This is a genomic window from Ruminococcus bovis (assembly GCF_005601135.1).
GTDB lineage: Bacteria > Bacillota > Clostridia > Oscillospirales > Acutalibacteraceae > Ruminococcoides > Ruminococcoides bovis.
Genome location: NZ_CP039381.1, coordinates 1,415,864 through 1,441,005 on the forward strand (window position 1 = coordinate 1,415,864; position 25,142 = coordinate 1,441,005).

Annotated in this window: 29 protein-coding genes and 1 pseudogene; 9 read left to right on the forward strand and 21 right to left on the reverse strand. The window is 34.4% G+C overall.

Annotated elements, in window-relative coordinates; all coding sequences use genetic code 11:
* Window positions 1-39: 39 nt before the first annotated feature.
* Entirely contained in the window at window positions 40-540 is a 501-nt protein-coding gene (locus tag E5Z56_RS06590) for a shikimate kinase (RefSeq protein ID WP_138157116.1), read from the reverse strand.
* Complete coding sequence (gene aroE / locus E5Z56_RS06595; RefSeq protein WP_138157117.1) at window positions 540-1,379, reverse strand: shikimate dehydrogenase; 840 nt, start codon at window positions 1,377-1,379, stop codon at window positions 540-542. The genes E5Z56_RS06590 and aroE overlap by 1 nt, the downstream gene beginning before the upstream one ends.
* 186 nt (window positions 1,380-1,565) lie before the next feature.
* Here aroE and acpP point away from each other — a divergent pair, with 186 nt between their 5' ends.
* The 3 genes from acpP (at window position 1,566) to metA (ending at window position 4,350) form a co-directional block, all read left to right on the forward strand.
* Window positions 1,566-1,793 (forward strand): acyl carrier protein, encoded by a 228-nt coding sequence (acpP, locus tag E5Z56_RS06600; RefSeq protein ID WP_022506016.1) that lies wholly within the window; start codon window positions 1,566-1,568, stop codon window positions 1,791-1,793.
* A gap of 152 nt (window positions 1,794-1,945) precedes the next feature.
* A complete protein-coding gene (proS, locus tag E5Z56_RS06605; protein WP_138157118.1) occupies window positions 1,946-3,385 on the forward strand; it encodes a proline--tRNA ligase in 1,440 nt (479 codons plus the stop codon).
* 44 nt (window positions 3,386-3,429) lie between these two features.
* Window positions 3,430-4,350, forward strand: a complete 921-nt coding sequence (gene metA / locus E5Z56_RS06610) for a homoserine O-acetyltransferase MetA (RefSeq protein ID WP_138157119.1) — start codon at window positions 3,430-3,432, stop codon at window positions 4,348-4,350.
* 61 nt (window positions 4,351-4,411) lie between these two features.
* Here metA and E5Z56_RS06615 read toward each other — a convergent pair whose 3' ends face one another.
* The 10 genes and pseudogenes from E5Z56_RS06615 to E5Z56_RS06660 all read right to left on the reverse strand — a co-directional run bounded on the left by E5Z56_RS06615 (window position 4,412) and on the right by E5Z56_RS06660 (window position 11,519).
* Complete coding sequence (locus E5Z56_RS06615) at window positions 4,412-5,044, reverse strand: sigma-70 family RNA polymerase sigma factor (RefSeq protein ID WP_138157120.1); 633 nt, start codon at window positions 5,042-5,044, stop codon at window positions 4,412-4,414.
* The gene (gene spoIIAB / locus E5Z56_RS06620; RefSeq protein ID WP_138157121.1) at window positions 5,031-5,474 is read right to left on the reverse strand and encodes an anti-sigma F factor; all 444 of its coding nucleotides are present in this window, start codon (window positions 5,472-5,474) and stop codon (window positions 5,031-5,033) included. Before spoIIAB ends, E5Z56_RS06615 begins: the two co-directional genes overlap by 14 nt.
* Window positions 5,471-5,773 carry an anti-sigma factor antagonist gene (locus E5Z56_RS06625; protein ID WP_022506021.1) on the reverse strand — a complete coding sequence of 101 codons (303 nt, stop codon included), beginning with the start codon at window positions 5,771-5,773 and terminating at the stop codon, window positions 5,471-5,473. The genes spoIIAB and E5Z56_RS06625 overlap by 4 nt, the downstream gene beginning before the upstream one ends.
* A gap of 98 nt (window positions 5,774-5,871) precedes the next feature.
* Window positions 5,872-7,161, reverse strand: coding sequence for a bifunctional folylpolyglutamate synthase/dihydrofolate synthase (locus tag E5Z56_RS06630; protein ID WP_138157122.1), 1,290 nt, complete (start codon window positions 7,159-7,161; stop codon window positions 5,872-5,874).
* Window positions 7,158-7,982: a 16S rRNA (cytidine(1402)-2'-O)-methyltransferase gene (gene rsmI, locus E5Z56_RS06635; protein WP_138157123.1), complete on the reverse strand. Its 825-nt coding sequence runs from the start codon at window positions 7,980-7,982 to the stop codon at window positions 7,158-7,160. The genes E5Z56_RS06630 and rsmI overlap by 4 nt, the downstream gene beginning before the upstream one ends.
* On the reverse strand, window positions 7,976-8,713 hold the full coding sequence (locus tag E5Z56_RS06640) for a tRNA1(Val) (adenine(37)-N6)-methyltransferase (protein ID WP_138157124.1): 738 nt from the start codon (window positions 8,711-8,713) through the stop codon (window positions 7,976-7,978). The genes rsmI and E5Z56_RS06640 overlap by 7 nt, the downstream gene beginning before the upstream one ends.
* Window positions 8,714-8,816: 103 nt before the next feature.
* The gene (locus tag E5Z56_RS06645; protein WP_022506025.1) at window positions 8,817-8,987 is read right to left on the reverse strand and encodes a DUF362 domain-containing protein; all 171 of its coding nucleotides are present in this window, start codon (window positions 8,985-8,987) and stop codon (window positions 8,817-8,819) included.
* Between the two features lie 406 nt (window positions 8,988-9,393).
* Window positions 9,394-10,188, reverse strand: a pseudogene (locus E5Z56_RS11895) (PSP1 domain-containing protein); the annotation flags it as partial.
* The gene (locus tag E5Z56_RS06655) at window positions 10,176-11,039 is read right to left on the reverse strand and encodes a hypothetical protein (protein WP_138157126.1); all 864 of its coding nucleotides are present in this window, start codon (window positions 11,037-11,039) and stop codon (window positions 10,176-10,178) included. The gene E5Z56_RS06655 and the pseudogene E5Z56_RS11895, both read right to left, overlap by 13 nt.
* Before the next feature lie 12 nt (window positions 11,040-11,051).
* Window positions 11,052-11,519, reverse strand: a complete 468-nt coding sequence (locus E5Z56_RS06660; RefSeq protein ID WP_138157127.1) for a metallophosphoesterase — start codon at window positions 11,517-11,519, stop codon at window positions 11,052-11,054.
* A 67-nt stretch (window positions 11,520-11,586) separates the two neighbouring features.
* On the opposite strand from E5Z56_RS06660, the gene E5Z56_RS06665 reads away from it, so the two are divergent.
* From E5Z56_RS06665 to E5Z56_RS06675, 3 genes are read left to right on the forward strand one after another with little or no spacing between them, the layout of a single operon-like run.
* Complete coding sequence (locus tag E5Z56_RS06665; RefSeq protein WP_022506029.1) at window positions 11,587-11,820, forward strand: hypothetical protein; 234 nt, start codon at window positions 11,587-11,589, stop codon at window positions 11,818-11,820.
* Window positions 11,820-12,218, forward strand: a complete 399-nt coding sequence (locus E5Z56_RS06670) for a hypothetical protein (RefSeq protein WP_138157128.1) — start codon at window positions 11,820-11,822, stop codon at window positions 12,216-12,218. The genes E5Z56_RS06665 and E5Z56_RS06670 overlap by 1 nt, the downstream gene beginning before the upstream one ends.
* A 10-nt stretch (window positions 12,219-12,228) precedes the next feature.
* A complete protein-coding gene (locus tag E5Z56_RS06675) occupies window positions 12,229-12,555 on the forward strand; it encodes a hypothetical protein (RefSeq protein ID WP_138157129.1) in 327 nt (108 codons plus the stop codon).
* Here E5Z56_RS06675 and E5Z56_RS06680 read toward each other — a convergent pair.
* The 6 genes from E5Z56_RS06680 to E5Z56_RS06705 all read right to left on the reverse strand — a co-directional run bounded on the left by E5Z56_RS06680 (window position 12,552) and on the right by E5Z56_RS06705 (window position 17,227).
* Window positions 12,552-13,799 carry a glutamate-5-semialdehyde dehydrogenase gene (locus E5Z56_RS06680; RefSeq protein ID WP_138157130.1) on the reverse strand — a complete coding sequence of 416 codons (1,248 nt, stop codon included), beginning with the start codon at window positions 13,797-13,799 and terminating at the stop codon, window positions 12,552-12,554. The genes E5Z56_RS06675 and E5Z56_RS06680 overlap by 4 nt on opposite strands.
* Complete coding sequence (gene proB, locus E5Z56_RS06685; protein ID WP_138157131.1) at window positions 13,786-14,592, reverse strand: glutamate 5-kinase; 807 nt, start codon at window positions 14,590-14,592, stop codon at window positions 13,786-13,788. Before proB ends, E5Z56_RS06680 begins: the two co-directional genes overlap by 14 nt.
* A 303-nt stretch (window positions 14,593-14,895) precedes the next feature.
* Window positions 14,896-15,306: a DDE-type integrase/transposase/recombinase gene (locus tag E5Z56_RS06690; protein WP_175405403.1), complete on the reverse strand. Its 411-nt coding sequence runs from the start codon at window positions 15,304-15,306 to the stop codon at window positions 14,896-14,898.
* Window positions 15,307-15,320: 14 nt separating this feature from the next.
* Window positions 15,321-15,638 (reverse strand): hypothetical protein, encoded by a 318-nt coding sequence (locus tag E5Z56_RS06695; RefSeq protein WP_138156060.1) that lies wholly within the window; start codon window positions 15,636-15,638, stop codon window positions 15,321-15,323.
* A 246-nt stretch (window positions 15,639-15,884) separates the two neighbouring features.
* A complete protein-coding gene (locus E5Z56_RS06700; protein ID WP_138157133.1) occupies window positions 15,885-16,706 on the reverse strand; it encodes a pyridoxamine kinase in 822 nt (273 codons plus the stop codon).
* Window positions 16,707-16,720: 14 nt separating this feature from the next.
* Window positions 16,721-17,227 carry a TIGR04002 family protein gene (locus tag E5Z56_RS06705; RefSeq protein ID WP_175405404.1) on the reverse strand — a complete coding sequence of 169 codons (507 nt, stop codon included), beginning with the start codon at window positions 17,225-17,227 and terminating at the stop codon, window positions 16,721-16,723.
* Window positions 17,228-17,364: 137 nt separating this feature from the next.
* On the opposite strand from E5Z56_RS06705, the gene pdxR reads away from it, so the two are divergent.
* Window positions 17,365-18,744 carry a MocR-like pyridoxine biosynthesis transcription factor PdxR gene (gene pdxR, locus E5Z56_RS06710; protein ID WP_138157136.1) on the forward strand — a complete coding sequence of 460 codons (1,380 nt, stop codon included), beginning with the start codon at window positions 17,365-17,367 and terminating at the stop codon, window positions 18,742-18,744.
* 809 nt (window positions 18,745-19,553) lie between these two features.
* Here the strand turns inward: pdxR and E5Z56_RS06715 are convergent.
* Complete coding sequence (locus E5Z56_RS06715; protein WP_138157138.1) at window positions 19,554-20,522, reverse strand: hypothetical protein; 969 nt, start codon at window positions 20,520-20,522, stop codon at window positions 19,554-19,556.
* Window positions 20,523-20,637: 115 nt separating this feature from the next.
* Here E5Z56_RS06715 and E5Z56_RS06720 point away from each other — a divergent pair, with 115 nt between their 5' ends.
* Window positions 20,638-20,868 (forward strand): helix-turn-helix domain-containing protein, encoded by a 231-nt coding sequence (locus E5Z56_RS06720; protein ID WP_232842412.1) that lies wholly within the window; start codon window positions 20,638-20,640, stop codon window positions 20,866-20,868.
* 186 nt (window positions 20,869-21,054) lie between these two features.
* Here E5Z56_RS06720 and nadC read toward each other — a convergent pair whose 3' ends face one another.
* Together nadC and nadB are read right to left on the reverse strand one after the other, a co-directional pair.
* Window positions 21,055-21,891, reverse strand: coding sequence for a carboxylating nicotinate-nucleotide diphosphorylase (gene nadC / locus E5Z56_RS06725; protein ID WP_022505206.1), 837 nt, complete (start codon window positions 21,889-21,891; stop codon window positions 21,055-21,057).
* The gene (nadB, locus tag E5Z56_RS06730; protein WP_138157139.1) at window positions 21,888-23,357 is read right to left on the reverse strand and encodes an L-aspartate oxidase; all 1,470 of its coding nucleotides are present in this window, start codon (window positions 23,355-23,357) and stop codon (window positions 21,888-21,890) included. The genes nadC and nadB overlap by 4 nt, the downstream gene beginning before the upstream one ends.
* A 160-nt stretch (window positions 23,358-23,517) precedes the next feature.
* On the opposite strand from nadB, the gene hflX reads away from it, so the two are divergent.
* Window positions 23,518-24,768, forward strand: coding sequence for a GTPase HflX (gene hflX / locus E5Z56_RS06735; RefSeq protein WP_138157141.1), 1,251 nt, complete (start codon window positions 23,518-23,520; stop codon window positions 24,766-24,768).
* Window positions 24,769-25,142: the final 374 nt, after the last annotated feature.

Below are 25,142 nucleotides of genomic sequence, written 5' to 3' on the forward strand. Positions count from 1 at the left end.
TTTATTGGGTCATATCATTTTAGCACATACAAAAAACCTTTATTTTACTGCATTAAGTATGTCAGAAGCTACCTTTAAAGGACTGTTGTCACCATTAATAACAACATCACTTGCATTTTTGTATAGAGGCATCCTTTTTTCATAAAGCTCTTTCATAGCCTTATCTTTGTCAGGTCTCTGAAGTAGTGGACGAGTAGTGTCGTTCTTTAGTCTTTCTTTTAGTACTTCAAGTGGTACATCAATCAGTACAATAGTACCGTTCTCTTTTAGTACATCAACATTTCTTTGGAATGTTAAAGCACCACCACCTGTAGAAATAATAATACCTGACTTTTTAGATAGTTCTTTACAAGCCTTGTACTCTAAATCTCTAAAGTAGCTTTCGCCATATTTTTCAAAGATTTTTGAGATTGTCATACCTTCGGTTTCTTCAATATATGCGTCAGTATCAATAAGGTTCATTCCTGACTTTTTCTTTAGGTTTTCACCAACAGTTGTTTTACCACAACCCATAAAACCACATAGAATTATATTTTTCATTACTTATTCTTTAACTCCTCAAGACAGTCTATGCAAAGCTGGTTAATGTCATCTTTGTTGAAAGTAACATCATTCCACTTTTGCTGAGCTACTACTGCTTGCCATACTAACATAGCCATACCACCGATAGCCTTGTTGCCAAAAGCCTTAGCTTTCTGTACAAGCTGAGTTTCTAAAGGATTATAGATTGCATCAAATACTGCCTTAGAATTTTTGATGATTTCATCATTAACAGGACAGTTGTCAACTTTAGGGAACATACCAACAGGTGTTGCATTTACAAGAACATCAATTTTACCGGTTAGTTCATCAAGTAGGCAAACCTTAACTTCTGTTTCCTTAATTGACTCTAGTTCTTTCTTTAGTTCCTTAGCCATATTAACATCATCTTTACGAACTGCAAGAGTTAGGTCATTGTCAGCTAAAACTGCTTCATAAGCCATTGTTCTTGCAACACCACCACAACCTAGGATTACAACTCTGCCACTAAAAGGAATATCTGCACTTTCAAGTGCTTTTAAGAAACCGTCAGGGTCAGTAGTATATCCCTTGTGAGTACCGTTGTCGTTAAATACAGTGTTAACACTACCATATAATTTAGCCTTTGGGTCTAGTTCATCAATAAGTGGGATAATACCTTGCTTATGAGGAATTGTAATGTTAAAACCGTTTAGGTACTGTAATTCTTCCTTAAACTTTTTTTCTAGTTCTTCCGGTGGAATATCATAAACACTATATTCTGCATCAATTCCGGAAAGAGAAAAAAGTCTTTTATGAATGAATGGTGACATAGTATGTCCGATTGGATGTCCGATTACTGCATATTTTTGTTTAGCCATAATTTCTCCTTAAATTCTCTTATTAAAAATGTAATAAAATATAAAAATTTTCAAATAAATATTGACAAAGTTACAATTTGCTTATACTATAATTGTAACGGCTATGGATATATTTTATCAAATATATGATAATTTGTCCATAAAAGCTGAGGATTATTTTGTTAATTTAATAGGAGGATAATTACTATGGTACTAGAAAAAGTAAAAAGCATTCTAGCAGAACAGTTTGATGTTGAAGAGGATACAATTACAGAAGAAACTTCTCTACAGGACGATCTAGGTGCAGACTCTCTTGATGTTGTTGACCTACTAATGTCAATTGAAGACGAATTCAGCATTGAAGTTCCTGACGAAGATGTTGAAAACATTAAGACAGTAGGCTCACTTGTAGCTTATATCGAACAGAACTCTTAATTTTAATTGTTCACGATAGGGTTGGCTTTTTGCCAACCCTTGTTTTATTTTATGGTAAATTTACGGAAAAACCGTTATAAACACTTGAAAAAACTACTCCTATTTTGTATAATAAAAATAATGCGTAATAGACTTGAAGGGAGTTTATATTAATGGGTAAAAATAAAAAATTTGTTTCTGCCATTACAAGTCGTGATGAAGATTTCGCAAAATGGTACACTGACATTGTAAAAAAAGCAGAATTAACTGATTATAGTGGTATTAAGGGATGTATGATTATCCGTCCTTATGGTTATGCTATTTGGGAGAACATTCAGGCTGACCTTGACAGAAGATTTAAAGAAACAGGTCACCAAAATGTTTATATGCCTATGTTTATTCCGGAAAGCCTACTACAGAAGGAAAAGGATCATGTTGATGGTTTTGCTCCTGAATGTGCTTGGGTTACTGTTGGTGGACAGGAAAAGCTACAAGAAAGACTTTGTGTTCGTCCAACATCAGAAACACTTTTCTGTGAACACTATAGCAAGATTATTGAAACATACAGAGATTTGCCAAAGCTATACAACCAGTGGTGTTCAGTTGTAAGATGGGAAAAGACAACTCGTCCATTCCTAAGAACAAGTGAATTCCTATGGCAGGAAGGTCACACAATGCACGAAACTGAGGAAGAGGCAAGAGAAGAAACTCTAAGAATGTTACAGGTTTATACTGATTTCTATAAGGAAACACTTGCTATTCCTGCTGTTATCGGTAGAAAGACAGAAAAAGAAAAATTTGCCGGTGCTGAAGAAACTTATACTATTGAACCAATGATGCACAATGGTGTTGCACTTCAGGGTGGTACATCTCACTACTTTGGTGATGGATTTGCAAAGCAGTTTGACATTACTTTCCAAGGTAGAGACAATAAGCCTCATTATCCACATCAGACTTCTTGGGGTGTATCTACAAGAATGATTGGTGCTATTATTATGGTACATGGTGATGATGAAGGTCTTGTACTTCCACCAAAGATTTCTCCAATTCAGGTAGCTATTATTCCTATTGCTCAGCATAAGGAAGGTGTGCTTGATAAGGCAAATGAACTTTATGACAGACTAAAGAAGCAGTTTAGAGTAAAACTTGATGACAGTGACAACTCACCTGGTTGGAAGTTCTCTGAATATGAAATGAAGGGTGTTCCTGTAAGAGTTGAACTTGGCCCTAAGGATATTGAGAACAATCAATGTGTTATTGTTCGTAGAGATAACAGAGAAAAGATTTTTGTTCCACTGGATCAGCTAGAGGACAAGATTGCCGAAACTCTACAGGCAATTCATGACAGTATGTATGAAAAGGCTCTAAAGAATATGCAGGAAAAGACATTTACTGCTAAAACTTATGATGAGTTTATTGATATTGCCGAGAATCACCCTGGCTTTATTAAGGCTATGTGGTGTGGAGATACTGCTTGTGAAGAAAAGCTAAAGGAAGTTACACATGGCGTTAAGTCAAGATGTATTCCATTTAATGAAGAACATATTGCAGATACTTGTGTATGCTGTGGCAAACCTGCAAAGCATATGGTATTCTGGGGTAAGCAGTATTAATAAATACTTTAATAATTAAAAATTTTTAGAAAAGGAGGGGTATTATGCCAATTAAGGTAGCAAACAATTTACCAGCTATTAAGATACTTGAGGAAGAGAATATTTTTGTAATGCCGGAAGACAGAGCAATTACTCAGGATATTAGACCCCTCAAAATTGTTATTCTAAATATTATGCCAACCAAAATTGCAACAGAAACCCAACTTATTAGATTATTAAGTAACACTTCTTTGCAAGTTGATGTTGACTTACTTCATATGAAAAGTCACTTGGCTAAGAATGTTAGCCAACATCATCTAGATACTTTCTATAAAACCTTTGATGAAATTAAGGACACTAGGTATGACGGTATGATTATTACCGGTGCACCGGTAGAACATATGGAATTTGAAGAAGTTGACTATTGGGAAGAATTAACGGAAATTATGGATTGGGCAAAGAAAAATGTTTGGTCAACATTCCATATTTGTTGGGGTGCTCAAGCAGGACTTTACCATTACTATGGTATTCATAAGAGAGAACTTGACGAAAAGTTAAGTGGTATCTTCCGTCACAGAATTTCTGCTAAGTATCATCCTTTACTTCGTGGACTTGATGATGTGTTTATGATGCCTCATTCAAGATACACCGAGAGTATTCCGGAAGAAATTTATAGCAACCCTAACCTTGATGTACTTGCTACCAGTGAAAAAGCCGGTGTTGCTATTGTTGCTGACAAAACTTGCAGAAAGATTTTTGTTTTTGGTCATGCAGAATATGACAGAATGACTTTGGCTGATGAATATAAGAGAGATTTGAAAAAGGGTATTAACCCTAAAATTCCTTTCAGTTATTTTCCAAAGGATAATGTTGATGGTATTCCTGATAAAAAGTGGAGAAGTACAGCTTTCTTGCTTTTTGCAAATTGGCTAAACTACTTTGTATATCAGCAAACACCATTTGACTTAAATGAACTTAATAAGTAACGCAAATAAAAACACCTATCAGTTGGTTCTGATAGGTGTTTTTGCTTTACCGGAGGGAAATTTAGCAAAGCATTTTTGAGCGAATATTATGTAAAATTCTTTTTTCTTTTCTGCTGACTTGTACTTGTGTCATATTTAGAGTTTTGCCTGTTTCTTTCTGGGTCATATGCTTAAAGTATCTTAGCTCAATAAGTTTGTTATCCTCATCACATAAGTCCTCTAAAGCCTTTTTTAGTGAGATTTTTTCGGTACATTCTTCTTCACAAGAGTTTACTGTAAGGTCAATTTCAGTATTTTCTTCTGTGGTTAATGAAATAGGCAACCTACCGGCATTTAGTGCATCATTTACCTTTTCTTCTGTGGTGTCTAATTTTTCTGCTATTTCACTTATAGTAAGGTTATTTTCTTTCTCGGTAAGGGTGTTTATTTTTAGATAAAGTTCCTTTAGGCTACGGCTGACCTTTACTGTGCCACCTTCTCTGAAAAGCCTTTTAATTTCACCTAAAATCACCGGTACTGCATATGTACTTAGTTTATAGCCTAATGTGTCATCAAACTTATCAACTGCCTTTATAAGTCCCACACAACCTGCCATATATAGGTCCTCATATTCAATGCCTTTGCCCTTGAATCTTTTGCAACAAGAATGTACAAGTCCTAAATTTTCTTCTACAATTTTATTACGACTTTTCATATTTTGTTCTAATAATCTTCTTGTATAGGGTTACTGTTGTGCCTTGGTTTTCCTTTGACTTTACCTTTACTTTGTCCATAAAGCTTTCCATTACTGCAAAGCCAAGACCGGCTCTTTCTTCACCACCTGTTGTAAAAAGTGGTTCCATAGCTTTCTTTATGTCAGGAATACCTCTGCCTTTGTCACGAATTTTGATGGTGATTAGGTTGTCCTCTGAGATTTCACCTTTTATGTAAATTATCCCACTGCTGTCTCTGTAGCCATGTACAATACTGTTTGTAACGGCCTCGGATACAGCAGTTTTTATGTCGGAAAGTTCATTAATTGTAGGGTCAAGTTGCAGTACAAATGCAGACACAACACTTCTTGCAAAACTTTCGTTGATACTTTTTGAGGGGATTTTCAGTTCCATAGAATTTACAATATTCATTTTACTACCCCCAATGTTTGTATACCTGCTAGGTTCACCATTCTTTTTAGATTAAGTGGTAGGTTAACAACTTCTAGCTTTCCACCGATTAATGACATTTGACGAAATCTTCCCATAATTAAGCCTATGCCACTACTGTCCATAAACTTTACATTGGAAAAGTCTAATGATAGCTTTTGTGGTCGTAGTGCCTCTGTTTGGGAGTCAATTTCTTGTCTTAATGATGTACTTGTGTGTTGGTCAATCTCACCGTTTAAAAATACTGTGAGAGACTTGTTTTCATATGTTGAGTTAATCATTTTCAACTTCCTTTTCTGAAATTTGAGCATAAAAAAGTTCATACTATTATAATAAATAGTATGAACTGAAAAATTTGTATTATTCTGTTGGATAGAAATTATTTTTTAAATTTATTCATTAAGATAGGTCTGATTTCACCGGCTAGGTAAAGTGAACCACAAATCATTACTGTACCCTTAATTTCATCAGCTAATGCAAGAGCTTTGTCAATAGCCTCAGTAGGTGTATCACAAGGAATAGCATTGTTGAATTTGCCTTCACACATTTTTGCTAATTCAACATTACTGATTGTTCTTGGATTGTCAACAGTTAGTGTGAATACTGTGTCAAACTTACCGTCAATAAAATTAAGTGAATGAGTAATATCCTTATCCTTTAGCATACCCATAATCAATACTCTAGGTGCAGTTGTGTATTCATCAACACTTTTTGCAAATGCTTCCATACCGTTAGGGTTGTGAGCACCATCAAGAATAACAGTAGGTTCTTTTGAGAGAACTTCAAATCTTGCCGGATTATTAGCTTTTGCAATACCATATTCAATACCAGTAGGTGTGATGCCAAAGTAATGCTCATTATTCAGTACTTCAATAGCAGTTAAAGCAGTTTTTAGGTTGCTGATTTGGTGTAGTCCTACAAGGTGTAAAGTAAACTCTTTTCCTTTATATTTAACAATTGTTCCGTCTAATGTGGAAAGTTTTACTTTTACTTTGCAGTCCTCGGCAAAGTGATACATATTGTGCTTTTCTACACAATCCTTTACAATTTGCTTTTCAATTTCTTTGTGAGTTTGTTCACCGATAACTGTGTTGGAGTCTTTCTTAATGATGCCACACTTTTGGTATGTGATTTTCTCAATTGTATCACCAAGTACAGCAGTATGGTCAAGGTCAATCGGTGTGATAACTGAACATAATGGTGCAGGGATAGTGTTTGTACAATCAAGCAAACCACCCATACCTGTTTCAAGTACAACAATGTCACACTTTTCAATGTAATAGTAGTAAAATGCAATAGCATTTACAAATTCAAATTCTGTAATGATTTCATCATTTTCAGCCATTTGTTCTACAAATGGATAAATGTATTCTACAATATCGGCTAACTTCTGCTTTGGTATCATTTCACCGTTAATCTGAATTCTCTCTCTAAAGTCTGTGATGAAAGGTGAGATGAAAAGTCCTGTTTTGTACTTAGCCTCAGTAAGTACAGAACTAATCATTTGGCAAACAGAACCTTTGCCGTTAGTACCGGCTACATGAACAAATTTGCATTTGTCCTGTGGGTTGCCAATAAGGTCAAGTAACTTTAAAATTCTGTCCAGTCCCGGTCTTGAACCAAAATGTAAAAGACCATGTATTTTCTCTAATGCTTCAGTATATGTCATAGTAATTCCTTATAAATCTCATTCTTCTTAAATCCGGTTAGTGATGCAATTTCTTTACTGGCAGTAGTAGCCTTTTCTCCGTTTTCAATTAGCTTTTTAGCCATCTCTACTGCATCACTAAGGGTGTATGTTTCTTCTTCTTCCTTATGTGGTTTGCCACCAAGTACAAGGACTATTTCTCCCTTTAGTCCTGTTTCTCCATAATCTTCATAGGCTTTGTCTGTTGTTGTGCGAATAACCTCTTCGTGAATTTTGGTTATTTCTCTAACAATAGATAGCTTTCTGTTTGGAAAGTAATTTGCAAAGTCTTTTAGTGTGTTGGAAAGTTTGTGTGGTGCTTCATAGAAAAGCATTGTTCTTTCTTCATTTATAAGACTTTCCAGGTGTTCCTTACGGCTTTTCTTGTTTACACTTAAGAAACCCTCAAATGTAAATCTGCCTGTTGGTAGTCCTGAAATAGCCAATGCCGAGGCAAAGGCAGTTGGTCCGGGAATAACAATTGTAGGAATTCCCTTTTCTTCACATTGCATAATGAGAAGTTCCCCCGGGTCACTGATACAAGGCATACCTGCATCTGTAACAATAGCACAGGTTTCACCGTTAAGAATTCTATTTGTGATTATTTCACCTCTTTGAAGTTTGTTATGTTCAAAGTAGCTAACCATTTCTTTCTTTATACCAAAATGGTTTAGTAGCTTTAGTGTTACTCTTGTGTCCTCAGCAGCAATAAAATCAACTTTTTCAAGTGTTTCTATTGCTCGTGGGGAAAAGTCATTTAGGTTACCTATTGGAGTACCTACTACATATAATACACTCATAATTGCTCCTTATAATTTCCGTAAACCTTTAGCATTTCTTCTGAATATTCTCCTTGGCTATTTTCTATCATTAAGGTTTCTTCTGTAGTCATAAAGCCTCTTTTGCCACCTTTTCTGCCTTCTACTAATACCAGCTTAGGTGGCTTATTTAGCCTTTGTTGTACAAGCCTTAGCCTTTTAGGTTCAATTTTGTATTGCCTCATAAGTACAAGAATATCAGTTAGCCTTTCAGGTCGTTGACAAAGACAAAACCTACCTCCGAAGTTAAGTAGGGAAGAACTGACCTTTACAATATCTTCCAAAGAACATTCTACCTCATGTCTGGCAGTTTTTTTCCCTGAATGTGGGTTATGCAGTCCTGTGCCGTTTTCTTTGTATGGTGGGTTACATACCACAAGGTCAAAGTAACCGAAAGGCACTTTGCCTTTTAGGTATTTAAGGTCAGAGTTGATTACAGTAACATTTTCAAGATTATTATGCTTTATACTTCTTTCAAGCAGTGAACAAGCATCTTCCTGAATATCTACTGCAATAATTTCTTTTGCTTTATCGTCTTTCTTCATAAGTAAGGGGATTGTTCCACAACCTGTGCCAAGTTCAATTACTTTGTCATTTTTCTTAGCGTTGCAAAAGTAGTTAAGTATTATAGTGTCGGTAGAAAAATGATGAATGTCGCTTACAATAATTTCAATGTTATTGCCAAGTGGCTCAAAATGTTCATTTGGATTTAGCATACAGTCCCCCTAAAAATAGTGTTTCCTAGAAAATTATACTACAATATAAGAAAAACAGCAAGGTCAAAAAACCTTGCTGTTTAACTAACTTCGCTATCTTAAATTATGCTTCTGCAGGAGCACCTACAGGGCATGTGTCTGCACAAGCACCGCAGCTGATACATTCGTCAGCGTTGATTTCGTACTTGCCATCACCTTCAGAGATTGCACCTACAGGACAACCATCTGCACAAGCGCCACAGCTGATACATTCATCAGAAATAGCATATGCCATTCAGAACACCTCCTTATTAATTTATCCTATTGTAACACGATAAAAGGAAAAAATCAATGAAATTTTGTGTAAAATCTACTTTTTCCAATTATTAAGTGTTTTTATTTCCTTCTTTGTTTGTATTTTTGTTTCTGTTATTTGGTCTTGGCTTTCTTTGTTGTGGCTTACGATAAGGCTTTTTGCCTTGGTTGTGGTTTTGGTTGTGACCACCGTTATTCTTTCTGTTTTGATACTTATGGTTAGGGTTTCTCTTGCGTTCACCTTTGTTAGGTCTTTGAGGTGCTTGAGTAGTTTCTGCTACAATTTCCTCTTCTTCTAGTTTTGCTAAGTCATCAGTCAGTTCATCTTCAATTAGTGGTTCTTCCTCAATATTTTCAGTAGGGAAGTTCTTGCCCAGTGGACGAATTTCCTTAATGTTATAAACATGAGGAGCTGCTTCACTAGGAGTTGAGTCAAGTTTAACCTTAATTGTACCGGTAAGTAAAGCAGTATCAACAACAGTACCCTTGCCCTCAGGTGTCTTAACAGTAGCACCAACCTTTGGAGTTTTCTTGATAAGGTCAGTATATGCCTCTTGTTCGTATTTTAGACAACACATTAGTCTGCCACAAGTACCACTAATCTTTACAGGAGAAAGTGAAAGTCCTTGTTCCTTAGCCATTTTGATAGATACAGGCTGGAATTCACCTAGGAAACTGTTGCAACAACATGGTCTGCCACATACACCTAAGCCACCTAGCATTTTGGCTTCATCTCTGACACCGATTTGTCTTAGTTCGATTCTTGTTCTAAATACATTTGCAAGGTCTTTTACAAGCTGACGGAAGTCAACTCTGCCATCAGCAGTAAAGTAAAATAAAATCTTGCTATTGTCAAATGTATATTCAACATCAACAAGTTTCATATCAAGGTTATTTGCCTTGATTTTTTCTTCACAAATCTTTAGTGCATCAACTTCTCTTTTCTTGTTTTCTGCAAGATGTTCAAGGTCTTTCTTTGTTGCTTGACGCAAAACCTTCTTTAGTGGATGAACAATCTTGTCCTCTTCCACTTCTTTATTGGCTAAAGCAACTGTACCACATTCTACACCACGAGAGGTTTCTACAATTACTTTGTCATTTTGCTTAAAATCTATATCAGTAGGGTCAAAGTAGTAGATTTTACCTACTTCTTTAAATCTAACACCTATTACTGTTGCCATGTTATCCTCCTAAATTCTGAGCACAACCATGTGGAAAGTAAGTTTTGGTTAACATTACTTTTCATCATTCTTTGTGCTTTTTCAATTGTATTTAAAAGAGAAAGTGACTTTTCTCTTGTTAATTTTCTTGTTAATTTTTCAGGGACAGAACTGTTACTTAGTTTGTCACCACCTACTGTAAGGGACAAAGTATCTCTAATCAGTAGTTTAAGATAAGGTATAGTCTGATTAAAACTATCCTTGTTATTTACTTTATAAGTTGCACTTAAAAGTTTGTATTCGTTTATATCAAGTAATGCAAGTGCAATTTCTTCTGCAATAGAAACACCTTCGGTAGAAAATTCATCTTCCTTTTGAATATTAATTACTGTACTTCTTGATAGGATAGTTTCCAGCAAAACACTTGCATCTTTACAAGTCATCACAAAAAGTATATTTTGTGGTGGTTCTTCAAGAGTTTTTAGAAAAGCATTTTGTGAAATTACAGGTAACTTTTCGTCAACATCTTTAAACACATAAACCTTAGTATCGGATTCGTTAGGAATAATTATAGTGTCACCGATAACTTCTTCCATAACTTCCTTATTGTAAATTAAATTCTTTGATTTTGTACTGCCTTGTACATATGAAATATCCGGATGAATGTGGGACATAGCTTTCTTGCAATTTTTACAGTTGTAGCAAGGTTTATTTTCTTCACTGCATACTGCATAAACACATAAGTAATCAGCCACACTGTCCCTTAATTCTTCATTACCACCTGTAATAATAATTGCATGAGGTAGTCTGTTGTGTGAAGTTAGATTATTTAGTTGAGATTTAATTGTTTCGTTAAATTCGGAAAAGTTCAAAACTTCACATCCTTATTTTGCTGAGGCAATGTTGGTTAAAATGCCCTTGTCGCTAATATCAATAATGCCATATGTAGCACCATAACCATGACAAGAACCGGGATTCATAACATACATACCGTCAATATATTCATTCATAGAAATGTGTGTGTGACCGTAAAGTACAATATCGGCATTCTTTTCTTTACCGGCATAAATTAGATTTTGCAAACCCATTTTTGCATTGTAAAGATGACCGTGAGTTACAAAAATTTTCTTGCCTTCAAGGGTGATTTCAATTGTAGGGTCAAGGCTACTGCCCCAGTCACAGTTACCCTTAACATTTAGAAAAGCTCTGTCAGGAAAGTTCCTCTTTGCATATTCAACATCCATTTCACCGTCACCACAATGGATAATAGCTTCTGCATCGGAATGTGAGCGAATAGCTCTTTCCATTTTTGTAACATCACCGTGTGTATCTGAGAAAACAAGAATTTTCATAATTACTCCTTCATAAAAAGCCAAACTCTGCATAATATATTAATAGCACAGAGAAAGGAAATATACTATGTTAAATAATAGTGAAATTAATAATTTATTAAACGGACTTAGCCAAAGGCTAGATACCCCACCTGAAGTCCTCAAAGAGAACATTGAGAAAGGTAACCTAAATAATATCTTAAACAAAATGAATAGCCATCAAGCAAAGCGTATTCAAAAAATACTTGATAACAAAGAGCAAAGTGAGAAAATCCTAAATTCTCCACAAGCTCAGGCTATTATTAAAAAGTTGATGGGTTAATGGACGATTTAACTTCTAAAATTAACGAGATTATGTCAGATCCTGAAAAACTAAAGGAAATCCAAAACTTAGGGAAAATGATGGGACTGAATACTGATGAAGTCAGTAACAACAGTAGTACAAATAATCAAAATGCAGTACCTATATCAAGTCCTAACAAAAGTCAGAATAATAATTCTCTTGGTCCTTTAGGTGATTTCGGTGGGATTGACCCAAATATTATTGGAAAGTTAGCACCAATTTTCTCTTCCATTAACAAGGAAGATGACACCACCAGACTGTTTGATGCAATGATACCTTTCCTCTCAGAAGAAAGGAGAGAGAAATTGCAGAAAATTCGCAAAATGATGGTAATTATGAAATTGTTGCCTAACATAAAAAATCTAGGTTTGTTTTAGGAGTAGTATCGTGGATGAAATGGAAAGGGAAGCACTTCGCAGAGCAGAAAAAATGCGAGGTGCTTTCTACTCAGACAGAAATGTACATAAAGAAAGTTCAAAACCTAAACCTAAGGAAACAACTACTGATGAAAATAAAAGTAGCGAAAAGCTTAAGGATAAGAAGGTTAATATACCTAAACAAAGTCAAAATAAACCTAAAGAAAAGCAAGGTGATATTCTTGATACTTTGTTAAAGGATAAGGAAGCTACCATAATAATTCTTATGATATTCTTTCTCTATGACGATAACTGTGACCCTATGTTAATAATGGCATTAATCTATCTTTTGATTTAAACTCTGATTTGACCATTGCCCTCAACAATAAACTTTGATGAGGTTAATTCGTTAATACCCATAGGTCCTCTTGCGTGAAGTTTCTGAGTTGAAATACCGATTTCAGCGCCAAGACCAAATTCTCCACCATCAGTAAATCTAGTTGATGCGTTTACATAAACTGCTGCGGCATCAACTTCTTTTTTGAATTTATTTGCTCTTGCATAGTCGTTAGTGATGATACATTCTGAGTGACCACTGGAGTACTTTGCAATGTGGGCAATACCCTCATCAATAGAGTCAACAACCTTACAAGCAAGAATATAGTCAAGAAACTCTGTGTAATAGTCGCTTTCTTCTGCATCAACAATGTCATCACCAAGAATTTCTTTAGTAGTTTTGCAACCTCTGATTTGAACATTCTTTGTGTCTAACTTTTCTTTAATTTTTGGCAGAGCATCTTTTGCAATATCTTTGTGAACTAATATAGTTTCAATAGCATTGCAAACAGATGGTCTGCTTGTTTTTGCATTGAAAATAATCTCACTTGCCATATCAATATCTGCATATTTGTCAACATAAACATGACAGTTGCCAACACCTGTTTCAATAACAGGTACTTTACTGTTTTCTACAACTGCCTTAATAAGTCCTGCACCACCACGAGGAATTAGTACATCCAGGTAGTCACTTAACTGCATAAGCTCAGTTGAGGACTGTCTTGTTGTATCTTCAATTAACTGAATACTGTCTTTAGGCAGTCCTACCTTTTCAACTGCATCACGCATAATCTTTGCAATAGCTTTGTTGGAGTTAATAGCCTCTTTACCACCACGAAGAATAACTGCATTACCGGCTTTTAAGCATAGTGATGCTGCATCGGCAGTAACATTTGGTCTAGCTTCAAAGATAATACCGATAACACCTAAAGGTACTTTTACTCTGGTAACTGTTAAGCCGTTAGGCAAAGTGTTACCACTGATTACATTACCTATAGGGTCAGGTAGGGAAGATACCTTTCTGACACCGTCAGCCATACCTTTGATTCTGTCCTCACCAAGTGTAAGTCTGTCAATCAGTGATGGAGTAAGACCGATTTCTTTGCCATACTTAATGTCAATGTTATTAGCCTTAATGATTTCATCTTTATGTTCAATTAGTGCATCAGCAATAGAATTTAGTGCTAAATCTTTTTTGCTACCGGCAACAGAAAGTACTCTTGCAGCTTCCTTTGCTTTAGCACCCATTTGTTCAATTACAGTCATTGTCTTTTTCCTTTCCCATAAAAATAGTACCCACAGGTTTACCCTCAAAAACATCATAAATAGTTTCAGGGTTTTCACCGGATATAATCTGTACATCAATGCCAACTTCTGTTGCAATTTCAGCAGCAAGAATTTTTGTAGCCATACCACCTGTACCACGGTTGCTACCTCTGCCACCGGCCATTGCTTTGATTTCATCTGTAATAAGTTCAACTGTATTGATTTTCTTTGCGTCACTGTTTGTGGCAGGATTTTTGTCATACAGACCATCAATATCAGTAAGAATAATCAACTTATCGGCATCAATAATCTTTGCAACAATAGCAGAAAGTTGGTCGTTATCACCAATCTTGTTACCCTCAAGTTCATCAGTAGCTACTGAGTCGTTTTCGTTAACAATAGGGATAATACCCATATCAATCAGTGACATAAAAGTATTTCTAACAGTTTCTTCCTTGTGGGGAGTTTCTACTACATATTTTGTAAGTAGAATTTGAGAAACAACATTGTTGTATTCACCGAAGAATTTGTCATACATAAACATAAGTTCACATTGACCTACAGCAGCAATTGCTTGTTTCTTGTTTGTTTCTGTTGGTCGAGTAGTAATTCCAAGTTTACCCATACCAACACCTAAAGCACCGGAAGAAACCAATACCATTTCGTGACCTTGATTTTCCAGGTCAGAAATTACTTTGCAAAGTTTCTCTACTTTTCGTAAATTAGCTTTGCCGTTTTCATATGTTAAGGTAGATGTACCTACCTTGATTACTATTCTTTGTTTGTCTTTCATAATAGCCTCTTTGTAACAAAAAGTTTTCATTTTATTATATCATAAGAAAAGGGAATATACAAGAAAAATACTGTATTACTAAGGTATAAAAATCTGTGTTGTAAATAGATATGACCCATTTTAGGGTAAAAATAAAATACGATTTAATATTTCGCTTGTTTTACTGAATTTTGATTATGAATATTAATTAATGAATGGATTTCAATTCTAACTTTTCACTCAATAACTGCATTGGACTCTTATAATCAAGTGTTCTCATTGTCTTGTTATTACTCCATTCCAAATGTCCTTTTAATTTTGTGTTTAATTCTTCAATATTTCTGAATGTTTCCCAATCATAGAAATATTTTGGTCGTTTCTATGACTTCTTTCTACCTTTCCGTTGTGCCAAGGTGTTCGTGGTGGTATTAATTTATGATTTATACCTAGTTTGTTTAATTCTATTTCAAAAGGACTTTTCACTTCACTGCTCTGATATTTATATGTGAATTCTCTTCCGTTATCTGTTTGAATAGTCTGTATTTTAAACGGAAATTCTTTCAATAACATTTTCAAGAATTTGGTTGAGTTTTCAGGTGTGTGTTCTTCAAACCCATATACAAATCTCATCCTTGTACATTCATCTATTGCAGTCCATTGATAAAAATGCTTTCCGTCCCTTAAAGCCTTACCTCTTAAGCAATTATATGGCACTTCTTTTACATCTATCTGCACCTTTTCTCCAGGTATTAACAGTTCGGATATCTTCTATGCTTACGGCTCTTTTTCTTTGTCTTTTTATATTTTACTAAGCCCATTCTTTTAGCTGCATATATCATTCCTGAGTAGCTTCTTGTATATCCTTTTCTCTTTAAATCACTGTATACTCCATCCCATCCATATCTTTCATAGCACTTTTTGAAAGAATTTCTAATTTGTCTTTCTTCTCTTTTTGTGTGCCTGTTAGGATGACTATGTGGTCTGTGTGATTTAGGCAATAGCGATTGCCAGGTACCGTCATATTGTTTACACCATCTCTTTACGCTTGAAAGACTTACACCGTACATTCTACTTGCTTTGCTTTTCCTTTTTTTAGTGCGTATTTTACTATGGCTTGCTTTTTCTTTGCTTCTTGTGTTATCATATTCATGAGGAGTACTTCTTTCTTAGGTTAATGTTTTTTAGCGATTCCATTATACCATATTTTGAAGTTACTCCTCTTTTTTATTGGGTCATATCATTTTAACACATACAAATACTGTATTACTAAGGTATAAAAAAGAACCAAGCAAATAAAATGCTTGGTTCTAAAATTATTTCATTTCATATAAATAATGGAGACATTCTTCAAATCTCAGACCGTACCACTGGGAGTCTTTGTCGTTAGCAGTGTGATTAATACACATTTCTGTAAATTTAGTTGCAAGAACAATGCTTTCTTCAAAATCTTTACCCATTGTTAAGAAACCTGAAAGTGTACTTGCAAATACATCACCTGTACCATGAAATTGCCTGTCAATCAATTTGCTTGTAGCAGTTTTTTGTAAATTACTGTCACCTTTTTTAGAGTAAACTGCAACAGAATTTTCTTCCTTAACACCTGTGATAATTACATTCTTACTGTAGTTGGTAAGTATATCGGAAATTCTTTCAAGGTGGCTTTCTGTAGGATTTTCTACAAATGGTGTGTTTGTCAGCAGACAAGCCTCTGTTAAGTTAGGCATAACTATATCTGAAACATTGCAAAGTTCAAGCATATATTCCGGATAGTCCTTTTCAAAACCACTGTATAGTCTACCGTTGTCACCCATTACAGGGTCGGTGATAATAAGGCTTTCTTTGTGACCTTTTATAAAGTCAAGAACTATCTTAACCTGGTCTTTACTGCCTAAGTAACCGGTGTATATACAATCGAACTTTTCTCCTAAACTGTCAAAATGGTTTAGGGTGTTTTTCATCTCCTCAGTAGTATCCTTAAAGGTGTAACCCTTAAAAACCGTATGAGCAGACAGAAGGGCAGTAGGTAAAACTACTGCCTCAATTCCAAGTGATGATATGATAGGCAATGCTATTGTAAGTGAACATTTACCCATTGATGATATGTCGTTAATACAAAGAATTCTCTTCTGTTTCATAATTATTTTAGAAATTATTTGTTGTAAGCCATTAGCTTATTTTTAATTCTTGCCTTGTCAAAAGCATAACCAATGATAATATATAGCACACCACTACCTGCAGCCTGAAGTAGGTTAGGAAGTAATGAACCGAAAGCACCTGCACCGTAGTAGAAAATTTCAAATGCAAAGTAACCACCAACTGTGATACCACAGCAAATTAGTACTGCAACCATATTTCTTACATTGATGATTGTGTCTTTCTTGCAAGAGAAACATAGAGCAAGTAGAGCCTTAACTACCATTGTTACAGGAACATAAATCATATAACCACCAACAAAGTCAGAAAGACCACCACCGATAGCTGCTGCACCAATTGCATATGGTGTTGGTAGCATAGATGCTGCAAGATAAATTGCTAAGTCACCTAGGTGAATGTAACCAATACCTGTTGGTACTTTTACGAAAAATGTTAGTACGAATATCATTGCTGCAAAAAGAGCTGCAACAACAATGTTGTAAAGTTGTTTAGATGTTTTCATTGTTTTCTCCTCTTTCATCCTCATTTTATAATCATTACGCAAAACCTTGAATAATGTTACATTTCATATTATAATATGGGTTGGTACTATGGGAATAACCAATATAATACTAAAATATAGTACCAGATGGTGATGCTATGTTAACTTATGATATGTCAAAAAGAGAGAAAACTCCAGCCTATCAGTACCTTTATCATTGTATAAAGGATGATATACTTTCTGGTAGCCTTTTGCCGGATGAAAAGTTACCTTCAAAGAGAAGTCTGTCAACACACCTTGGTGTTAGTGTTGTAACAGTAATGAGTGCTTATGAACTTTTGGTATCTGAGGGTTATTTATATACTAAGCCTAAAAGTGGTTACTTTGTTGTACCTATTAAAACTCAGCAAAAGGTAACTAACTTCCAATTGTCTGAACTTGATTTTAAAGAGTTTATACCATGGTTTGATTTTAGTGGTAATGCAACAGACAGTAGTGACTTTCCATTTTCTGTTTGGAGTAAGTTAATGAGAAAAGCTTTACTTGATTATGAAAGTGAATTGCTTAACCCTATACCGTATAACGGTGCTGAAATTTTAAGGAAAGCACTTTGTCAGTATCTTTTCCACCATAGTGGTATGAAAGTATATCCCGAACAGGTTATTATAGGTGCAGGTGCTGAGTACCTTTATTCTGTAATTATTAGGCTTGTAGGCAGTAACAAAACCTATGCATTGGAAAATCCCGGCTACAATAGAATTAGTCAAATTTATCAAATGAATCAGGTTGCAACAGAATATATTGATGTTGACAATAAGGGTATCAGCTATGAAAAGTTAAAAGAAAGCAATGCAAGTGTTGTGCATATAAGTCCCAGCCATCAGTACCCAACAGGTATTGTTATGCCGGTAGACAGAAGAAATGAAATTCTTAACTGGGCTGATGAAAATGACGGTTATATAATTGAGGATGACTATGACAGTGAGTTCAAAGGTAGCAAACCTATTGAAACAATGTTTTCAGCCGATAAGAATGAAAGAGTCCTTTACCTAAACACATTTAGCAAAACTATTGCACCGTCAATGAGAATAGGTTACTTGGTTTTGCCACTTCATTTATTGAAAAAATATAGAGAAACAATGAATTTTCTTTCATGTACTGTTCCTAGTTTTGAGCAATATACTTTGGCGAATTTCATTAGTGACGGGTATTTTGAACGACACATTTCACGAATGAAAAAGCAGTATTCATCACGAAAAAAGGAAATTATGGATGTGTTTAAGAATAGTGAAATTAAGGACAAAATCAGCATTGTTGAGAATATGTCAGGCTTTCACTTCCTAATGAAAATAAATACAGAAAAGTCCGATGAACAGTTTATCAAGGAACTAAAAGAAAAGAATATAAACGCAAGATTTTTAAGTCAGTATTATCATAAAGAAAATAAGGATTGCCACCACTTTATGATTGTGAATTATTCCGGTATCCAAAAAGAAAAATTAGAAAAAGCAATCGAAATTTTAGGGGAGATAATTTAGTTCTTTATTCTGTTTGAGTTTAAAGGTTAGTTAGATAAATTTGGGTTTGTGGTGATGTTTAAATACTAAAAAGTGTATACTATGTCCTTTCTCTCTTGTATACCAAGTTATTGCACAATTAATAATATAACAATATTTTGTAGAATAAACAGTACCGATTTTTATATCATATTATGGCTCACAGATGTAGGGGCGAACATTGTTCGCCCGTTTAATAGTAAAATGTTTTATGTAACTTAGTCCTATGTAGAAACTAAAAATTATAACTTACCATATAGGGCAAAGTACCTATATAAAGGCTAGTTTGTAACGGGACATCAATGATGTCCCCTACAACTGTAACTCATAATTTTTCTAAAAATTTATAATTTCAAATAAAGAAAAATTCCATCTAGGCTGAGATTTTCCTTTATGTCTAACTATTAAATGTAACAAGAATTTTGAGTTACACTGTAGGGGCGAACACTGTTCGCCCGTTAAAAAGTGTGATACCTATGGGATTATTGTCCTATTTGCAGACTATAAATTTATAATATCTACATAGGGCATAATACATTTATTTAGGATAGTTTGTAATGGGACATCAATGATGTCCCCTACACCTGTGTGTCAGGGTTTTATATGATTTTATGTACATATTCTCACTATGAATTTTTCTTTATAGCCGATTTAATTTAAAACAAATTCACCCTAACCCACAATCAAGATTAAAAAGACAAACCCAAATTTGTAGAACTGATTTATCATAACCCACAATCAAAATTAAAAGAAGAAAAAGGTGTGTAGGAAACTACACACCTTTTTTATAACTATTTTCTTCTATAAATAGCATCCATAAAATTGTGATATTCTAGTTCTTTTAATATTCTTTCGTGCTGATATTCTTCAATAGCAGTTTGTTCATTGATTTGAGCAGATAAATGTTTATGATTATTATTAATATCATTACTCAATCTATCAATAGTATGATTAGCCTTGTTAATTGCATCAAAAAGAACAGTTTGTGTTGTTGCAATTTCATTAAGTTTTTGAATAGCTATATCAATTTTAGATATAATAAGATTTAAACGCTTTTCATTTTCATAAATTTTGTAAGCCCCATCATCACCTGTATTAGGGTCAAATTGTAAACTTAATGTTATTCCCTTACAAAAATATTGATAGAATGAACTGATAACTACAATATCTCTTTTGTAATCATTATGTATAATATTATAGCTATACAATTCCATAAGATTCTTTTCAGTTTCCTGATATTGTTTATCTAATATTTCAATTTGAGATAAAACTTTATTTTTTTCAGGCATTTCACTTCTTACTCTTTTATTATCAATTTCCACCTTTCTATTGTATTCTTTTAGTTTGATACTATATATTCTGTCCAGTTCTTTTTGTTCATTTACTTCTGCTATAGACTTAATAATTGGTCCTACAATTGCAGCACCAACAAGACCACTAATTATGCCAACAATAAATATCATTATCATCATTCCGAAAATATCAAAAATAGAACTTAAACCACCTGAGGAATGATTATTTACTACTCTGTAAATACCATATACCATTGCAACGATAAATCCGATGATTATTCCTGCACCTTTCATATATTCCCCGGTATCTTTTTTACTTACTTCTTTCTCCGGAATAGGTATTATTTTTTTCTTTCCTAAGTTGTTATATACACGATAAAGATTTTGTAAAGTTTTGTCTTGAACATACAAAGACATTTCCATATCTAGAACCATACCCAGATATTCCTTGATTTTTTCAGTAGTCATATTCATCCCTCATTTTATAAAATACTTGTATATGCTCTATATACCGATAATATAAATATACTCTATATATAGACAATTGTCAACAAAAATAGTATTGAAATAGAATTATATAGAGGTGATTGTTATAATTTCTTATGAACCACTATATAAAACCTTAAAAGAAAAAAATATTTCTACTTACAAACTAATAAAACAATATAATATTAGTAGAAGTTTACTTGATAGATTGAAACATGATAAACCTATTAGTACAGTAACTTTAAACGACCTTTGTACAATATTAGATTGCAAAGTTGAAGATGTTTTAGTTTTTAAAAAAGATAATAAAGAAGAAAAAGGTGTGTAGGAAACTACACACCTTTTTCTATGGAAATTAGTTATGAAAAAATATCTTGAAATCAATAATTAATATCAATAATTAACATCAATAACTTATCTTGATTTTTATACTAAAAAGTAATAAATTTACTGCATTATTATAATCGCATAACTTATATATTTAGTTTAAAAATCAGAAAATCAAAAACTAAGATTAAATAATCTTTAGTGAAATGTCAAATGCTTTTACTGAGTGAGTTAATGCACCGATTGAAATAATATCAACACCTGTTTCTGCAACACCACGGATTGTTTCTTCTGTAATGCCACCGGATGCTTCAAGTAGTGCTTTACCGTCAGCAATTTTAACTGCTTCTCTCATTGTGTCATTATCCATATTGTCTAGCATAATAACATCAACATCAACAGAAAGTGCTTCTCTTAGTTCATCAAGAGTTCTGACTTCAAGTTCAACCTTTGCCATATGACCTAACTTTGTGCGTAACTTTGTTACTGCATTAGTAATGCCACCACCTGCATCAACATGGTTGTCCTTTAGCATAGCAGCATCACTTAGGTTAAATCTGTGGTTCTTGCCACCACCAACTGTTACTGCATACTTCTGTAATGGACGCATACCCGGTAGTGTCTTTCTTGTGTCTGCAATAGATGCATTAGTGCCTTCAACAATCTTAACAATTCTGTTTGTCATTGAAGAAATACCACTCATATGCTGAAGTAGGTTAAGAGCAGTTCTTTCACCTTTTAGGATAGTTCTTGTTTTGCCCTTGATTTTTGCGATAATGTCACCTTTCTTAACTTCTTCACCATCGTGGATGAAAACTTCATACTGAAAATCAGGTTGGATTAGAGTAAATACTCTTAATGCAACTTCAATACCACAAAGTACACCATCAGCTTTTGCTAGGAACTTTGCTTCATTTTCCTGATCTTCTGGGATAAGGTAATCTGTTGTAATGTCAACATAGTTAATGTCCTCTAGTAGGGCAGTTTTGATTAGATTATCTACATAAAATTGATTTAATATCATAGGTTGATACCTTCCTTAATTTCTTCAAGAATAATTTTTGCAACAGTTGCAAGACTTCTTGCCTCTACAAAATCAGGAGTGATTTCGTAATTTGTGTTATTTAACTTGTTAAGAATATCCTTTACTTCTTCATATGCATTGTCAACATTATCAAGGTTAGGAATAACAAAGTATGTATCCTGCATAATTTCTCTAATTCTTGTACGGATACCTGTAGGTAGCTTTTCACCGGCAATATTCTTGTTATCAGGTTCTTCACCAAGAGGTTTCTTGCCACCCTTATGAAGTCTGTCTGTAATGTCAATTGCTGCTCTTCTGGAGAATACAAGTGCCTCAAGTAGAGAGTTACTTGCAAGTCTGTTAGCACCATGTACACCTGTATGAGAACATTCACCACAAGCATATAGTCTGTCAACAGATGTTCTTGCATCTAGGTCAACATTGATACCACCCATTAGGTAGTGCTGACAAGGATAAATAGGAATCCAATCCTTTGTAATATCAATACCCTTTTCAAGACATCTTGAATAAATCATAGGGAATCTGTTTTTTACAAATTCAGGGTCTTTAGCAGTAATATCTAGGTAGAAATTGCTACTGCCTGTTTTCTTCTGTTCTTCCATAATTGCATGAGAAACAACATCTCTAGGAGCAAGTTCTCCACGCTCATCATAGTCAAACATAAATCTTCTGCCATCATGGTTAAGAAGAATAGCACCCTCGCCACGAACAGCCTCAGAAATCAAAAATCTTTCTCTGTCACTTTTACTGTCAAAAGCAGTAGGATGGAACTGAACTCTTGAAAGATGCTTAATGTTAGCACCTAGCATATATGCAAATGTAATACCGTCACCTGTTGCAATAGCTGAGTTAGTTGTGTATTTATATACTCTGCCGATACCACCTGTAGCAAGTACACAGTATGATGTACCGATAGAATATTCTTCACCGTTTCTCATAACGCCAAGGTAGAAACCATGTTCAACCTTATCAATAGAATAAACAAGTGCATTGTCCCAAATTGTAATATTTTTCTTAGCTTCTACATCAAGAAGTAGCTTATCTACAATTTCTTTACCTGTTGAGTCTTTGTGATGTACAATACGGTTACGACAATGACCACCTTCTAAAGTTGCAAGTAGGTTGCCGTCTTTATCTCTGTCAAAGTCAACACCAAGTTCCTTTAACTTTAGAACATCATCAGGACCTTCTGTTACCAGCTTTTCAACTGCAGAAAGGTTGTTCTTATATTTACCTGCGATTAAAGTATCTGCTATATGTAATTTATAGTTGTCGTGGTTTTTGTCAAGAACAGCTGCAACACCACCTTGTGCAAAACTACTGTTGCTTAAAGTAAGTTCCTTTTTACTAAGTAGTAGAACAGAAACATCCTCAGGGTACTTTAAAGCACCATAAAGTCCTGCAACACCTGTACCTACTATAACTACATCAAATTGTTTGTCCATTTTCTTTGACCTCTTTAATAAATTGCGTAAACTAATTTAGCAGTTTACAAAATATTTGAATTATATTATACTACAATAAACACATAATTTAAAGTGTATAAAGAAATTTAAGTTAGATATTTTTTATATAACCATATTAGTTAAGGAAAGGTGGGTTATTATGGAACTAAAAAGTAATGAAGAAAAGGTAACAAGAGCAGTTCTCATTAGTGTTAATACAGGTGAATATGATGCAGATACTTCTCTGCTTGAACTTGTTGAACTGGCAAAGACTGCCGGTGCTGAAACAGTAGCAACTGTTATGCAAAACCTAGACAGACCTGAAACTGCAACATATGTTGGCAAAGGTAAACTCCTTGAAATCAGTGAATTTTGTGAAAGTCAAGAAATTGATTTGCTTATATTTGACAGTGAACTTTCTCCAACTCAGATTAGAAATATTGAAGAAGAAACCGGTGTAAGAGTAATTGACCGTACAATGCTTATTCTTGATATTTTTGCAATGAGAGCAAGAAGTAAAGAAGGTAAATTACAGGTTGAACTTGCACAGTTAAAGTATATGATGCCTAGACTTACCGGTATGGGTACTGCAATGAGCCGACTTGGTGGTGGTATCGGCACAAGAGGTCCGGGTGAAACTAAGCTTGAAACTGACAGAAGACATATTAGAAGAAGAATGGAAACTCTAAAGGAACAACTAAAAGATGTTGAACACCATAGAGAACAACTTAGAAAAAGAAGAAGAAAAGACAATGTTATTACAGTAGCAATTGTTGGTTATACAAATGCCGGTAAAAGTACCCTTATGAACTATCTAACAGATGCAGGTGTACTTGCAGAGAACAAACTTTTTGCAACCCTTGACCCAACATCAAGAGCATTAAAGCTACCTAACGGTGTAACTGTTATGCTGATTGATACAGTAGGACTTGTGAGAAGACTACCTCACCATTTGGTTGATGCATTCCGTTCAACTTTGGAAGAGGCAGCAGAGGCAGACATTATCCTAAATGTTTGTGATGTTAGCAGTGAAGAGGCATCTTTGCACCTAAAGGTAACAAGAGAACTTCTGGAAAGTTTAGGTTGCAAGGACACACCGATTATTCCGGTACTGAATAAATGTGACCTTGTTTCAGGTGGTGTTACAGTACCACAGATAGGCACAGGTGTTAGAATTTCTGCAAAAGAAGGTAAGGGAATTGATGAACTTTTACACGCAATAGAAGATAACTTACCTGTTAAAGTTAAGAGAGTTAAGGCACTTTTGCCTTTTGATAAGTTAGGTATCTCTGCTGAAATTCGTGAAAAGTGTATCCTTAATAGCGAAGAATATGTTGCTGATGGTCTTTTAATTGATGCCGTTATCAGCGAAGAAATGTATTCCAAAATCAGAGATTATATTGTGGAATAATTTTTGTTTTTAGTTTTTCAATTTTGTTTGTTAAGATAAATTTGTTTTTTTCAATTTTGTCTGTGGGTTAAGGTAAATTTGTTTTTTAGCTTTTATTGTGGTTAGAGAAAAGTTTATTTTCATTTAACATAAAGGAAAATTTACAAAAATATCATACCTTATACTATCTTTATATTGTGGCTAACAGGTGTAGGGTCCAACATTGTTGGACCGAGCAAATCAGCCTCTTTATTGGTATATTGCCCTATGTAGATATTTTTAATTTATAGTCTGTAAATAGGACGAAAAACCCCTATTTATCACACTTTTTAACGGGCGAACGATGTTCGCCCCTACAACTGTAAACCTTAATATGATATAAAAATCGGTACTGT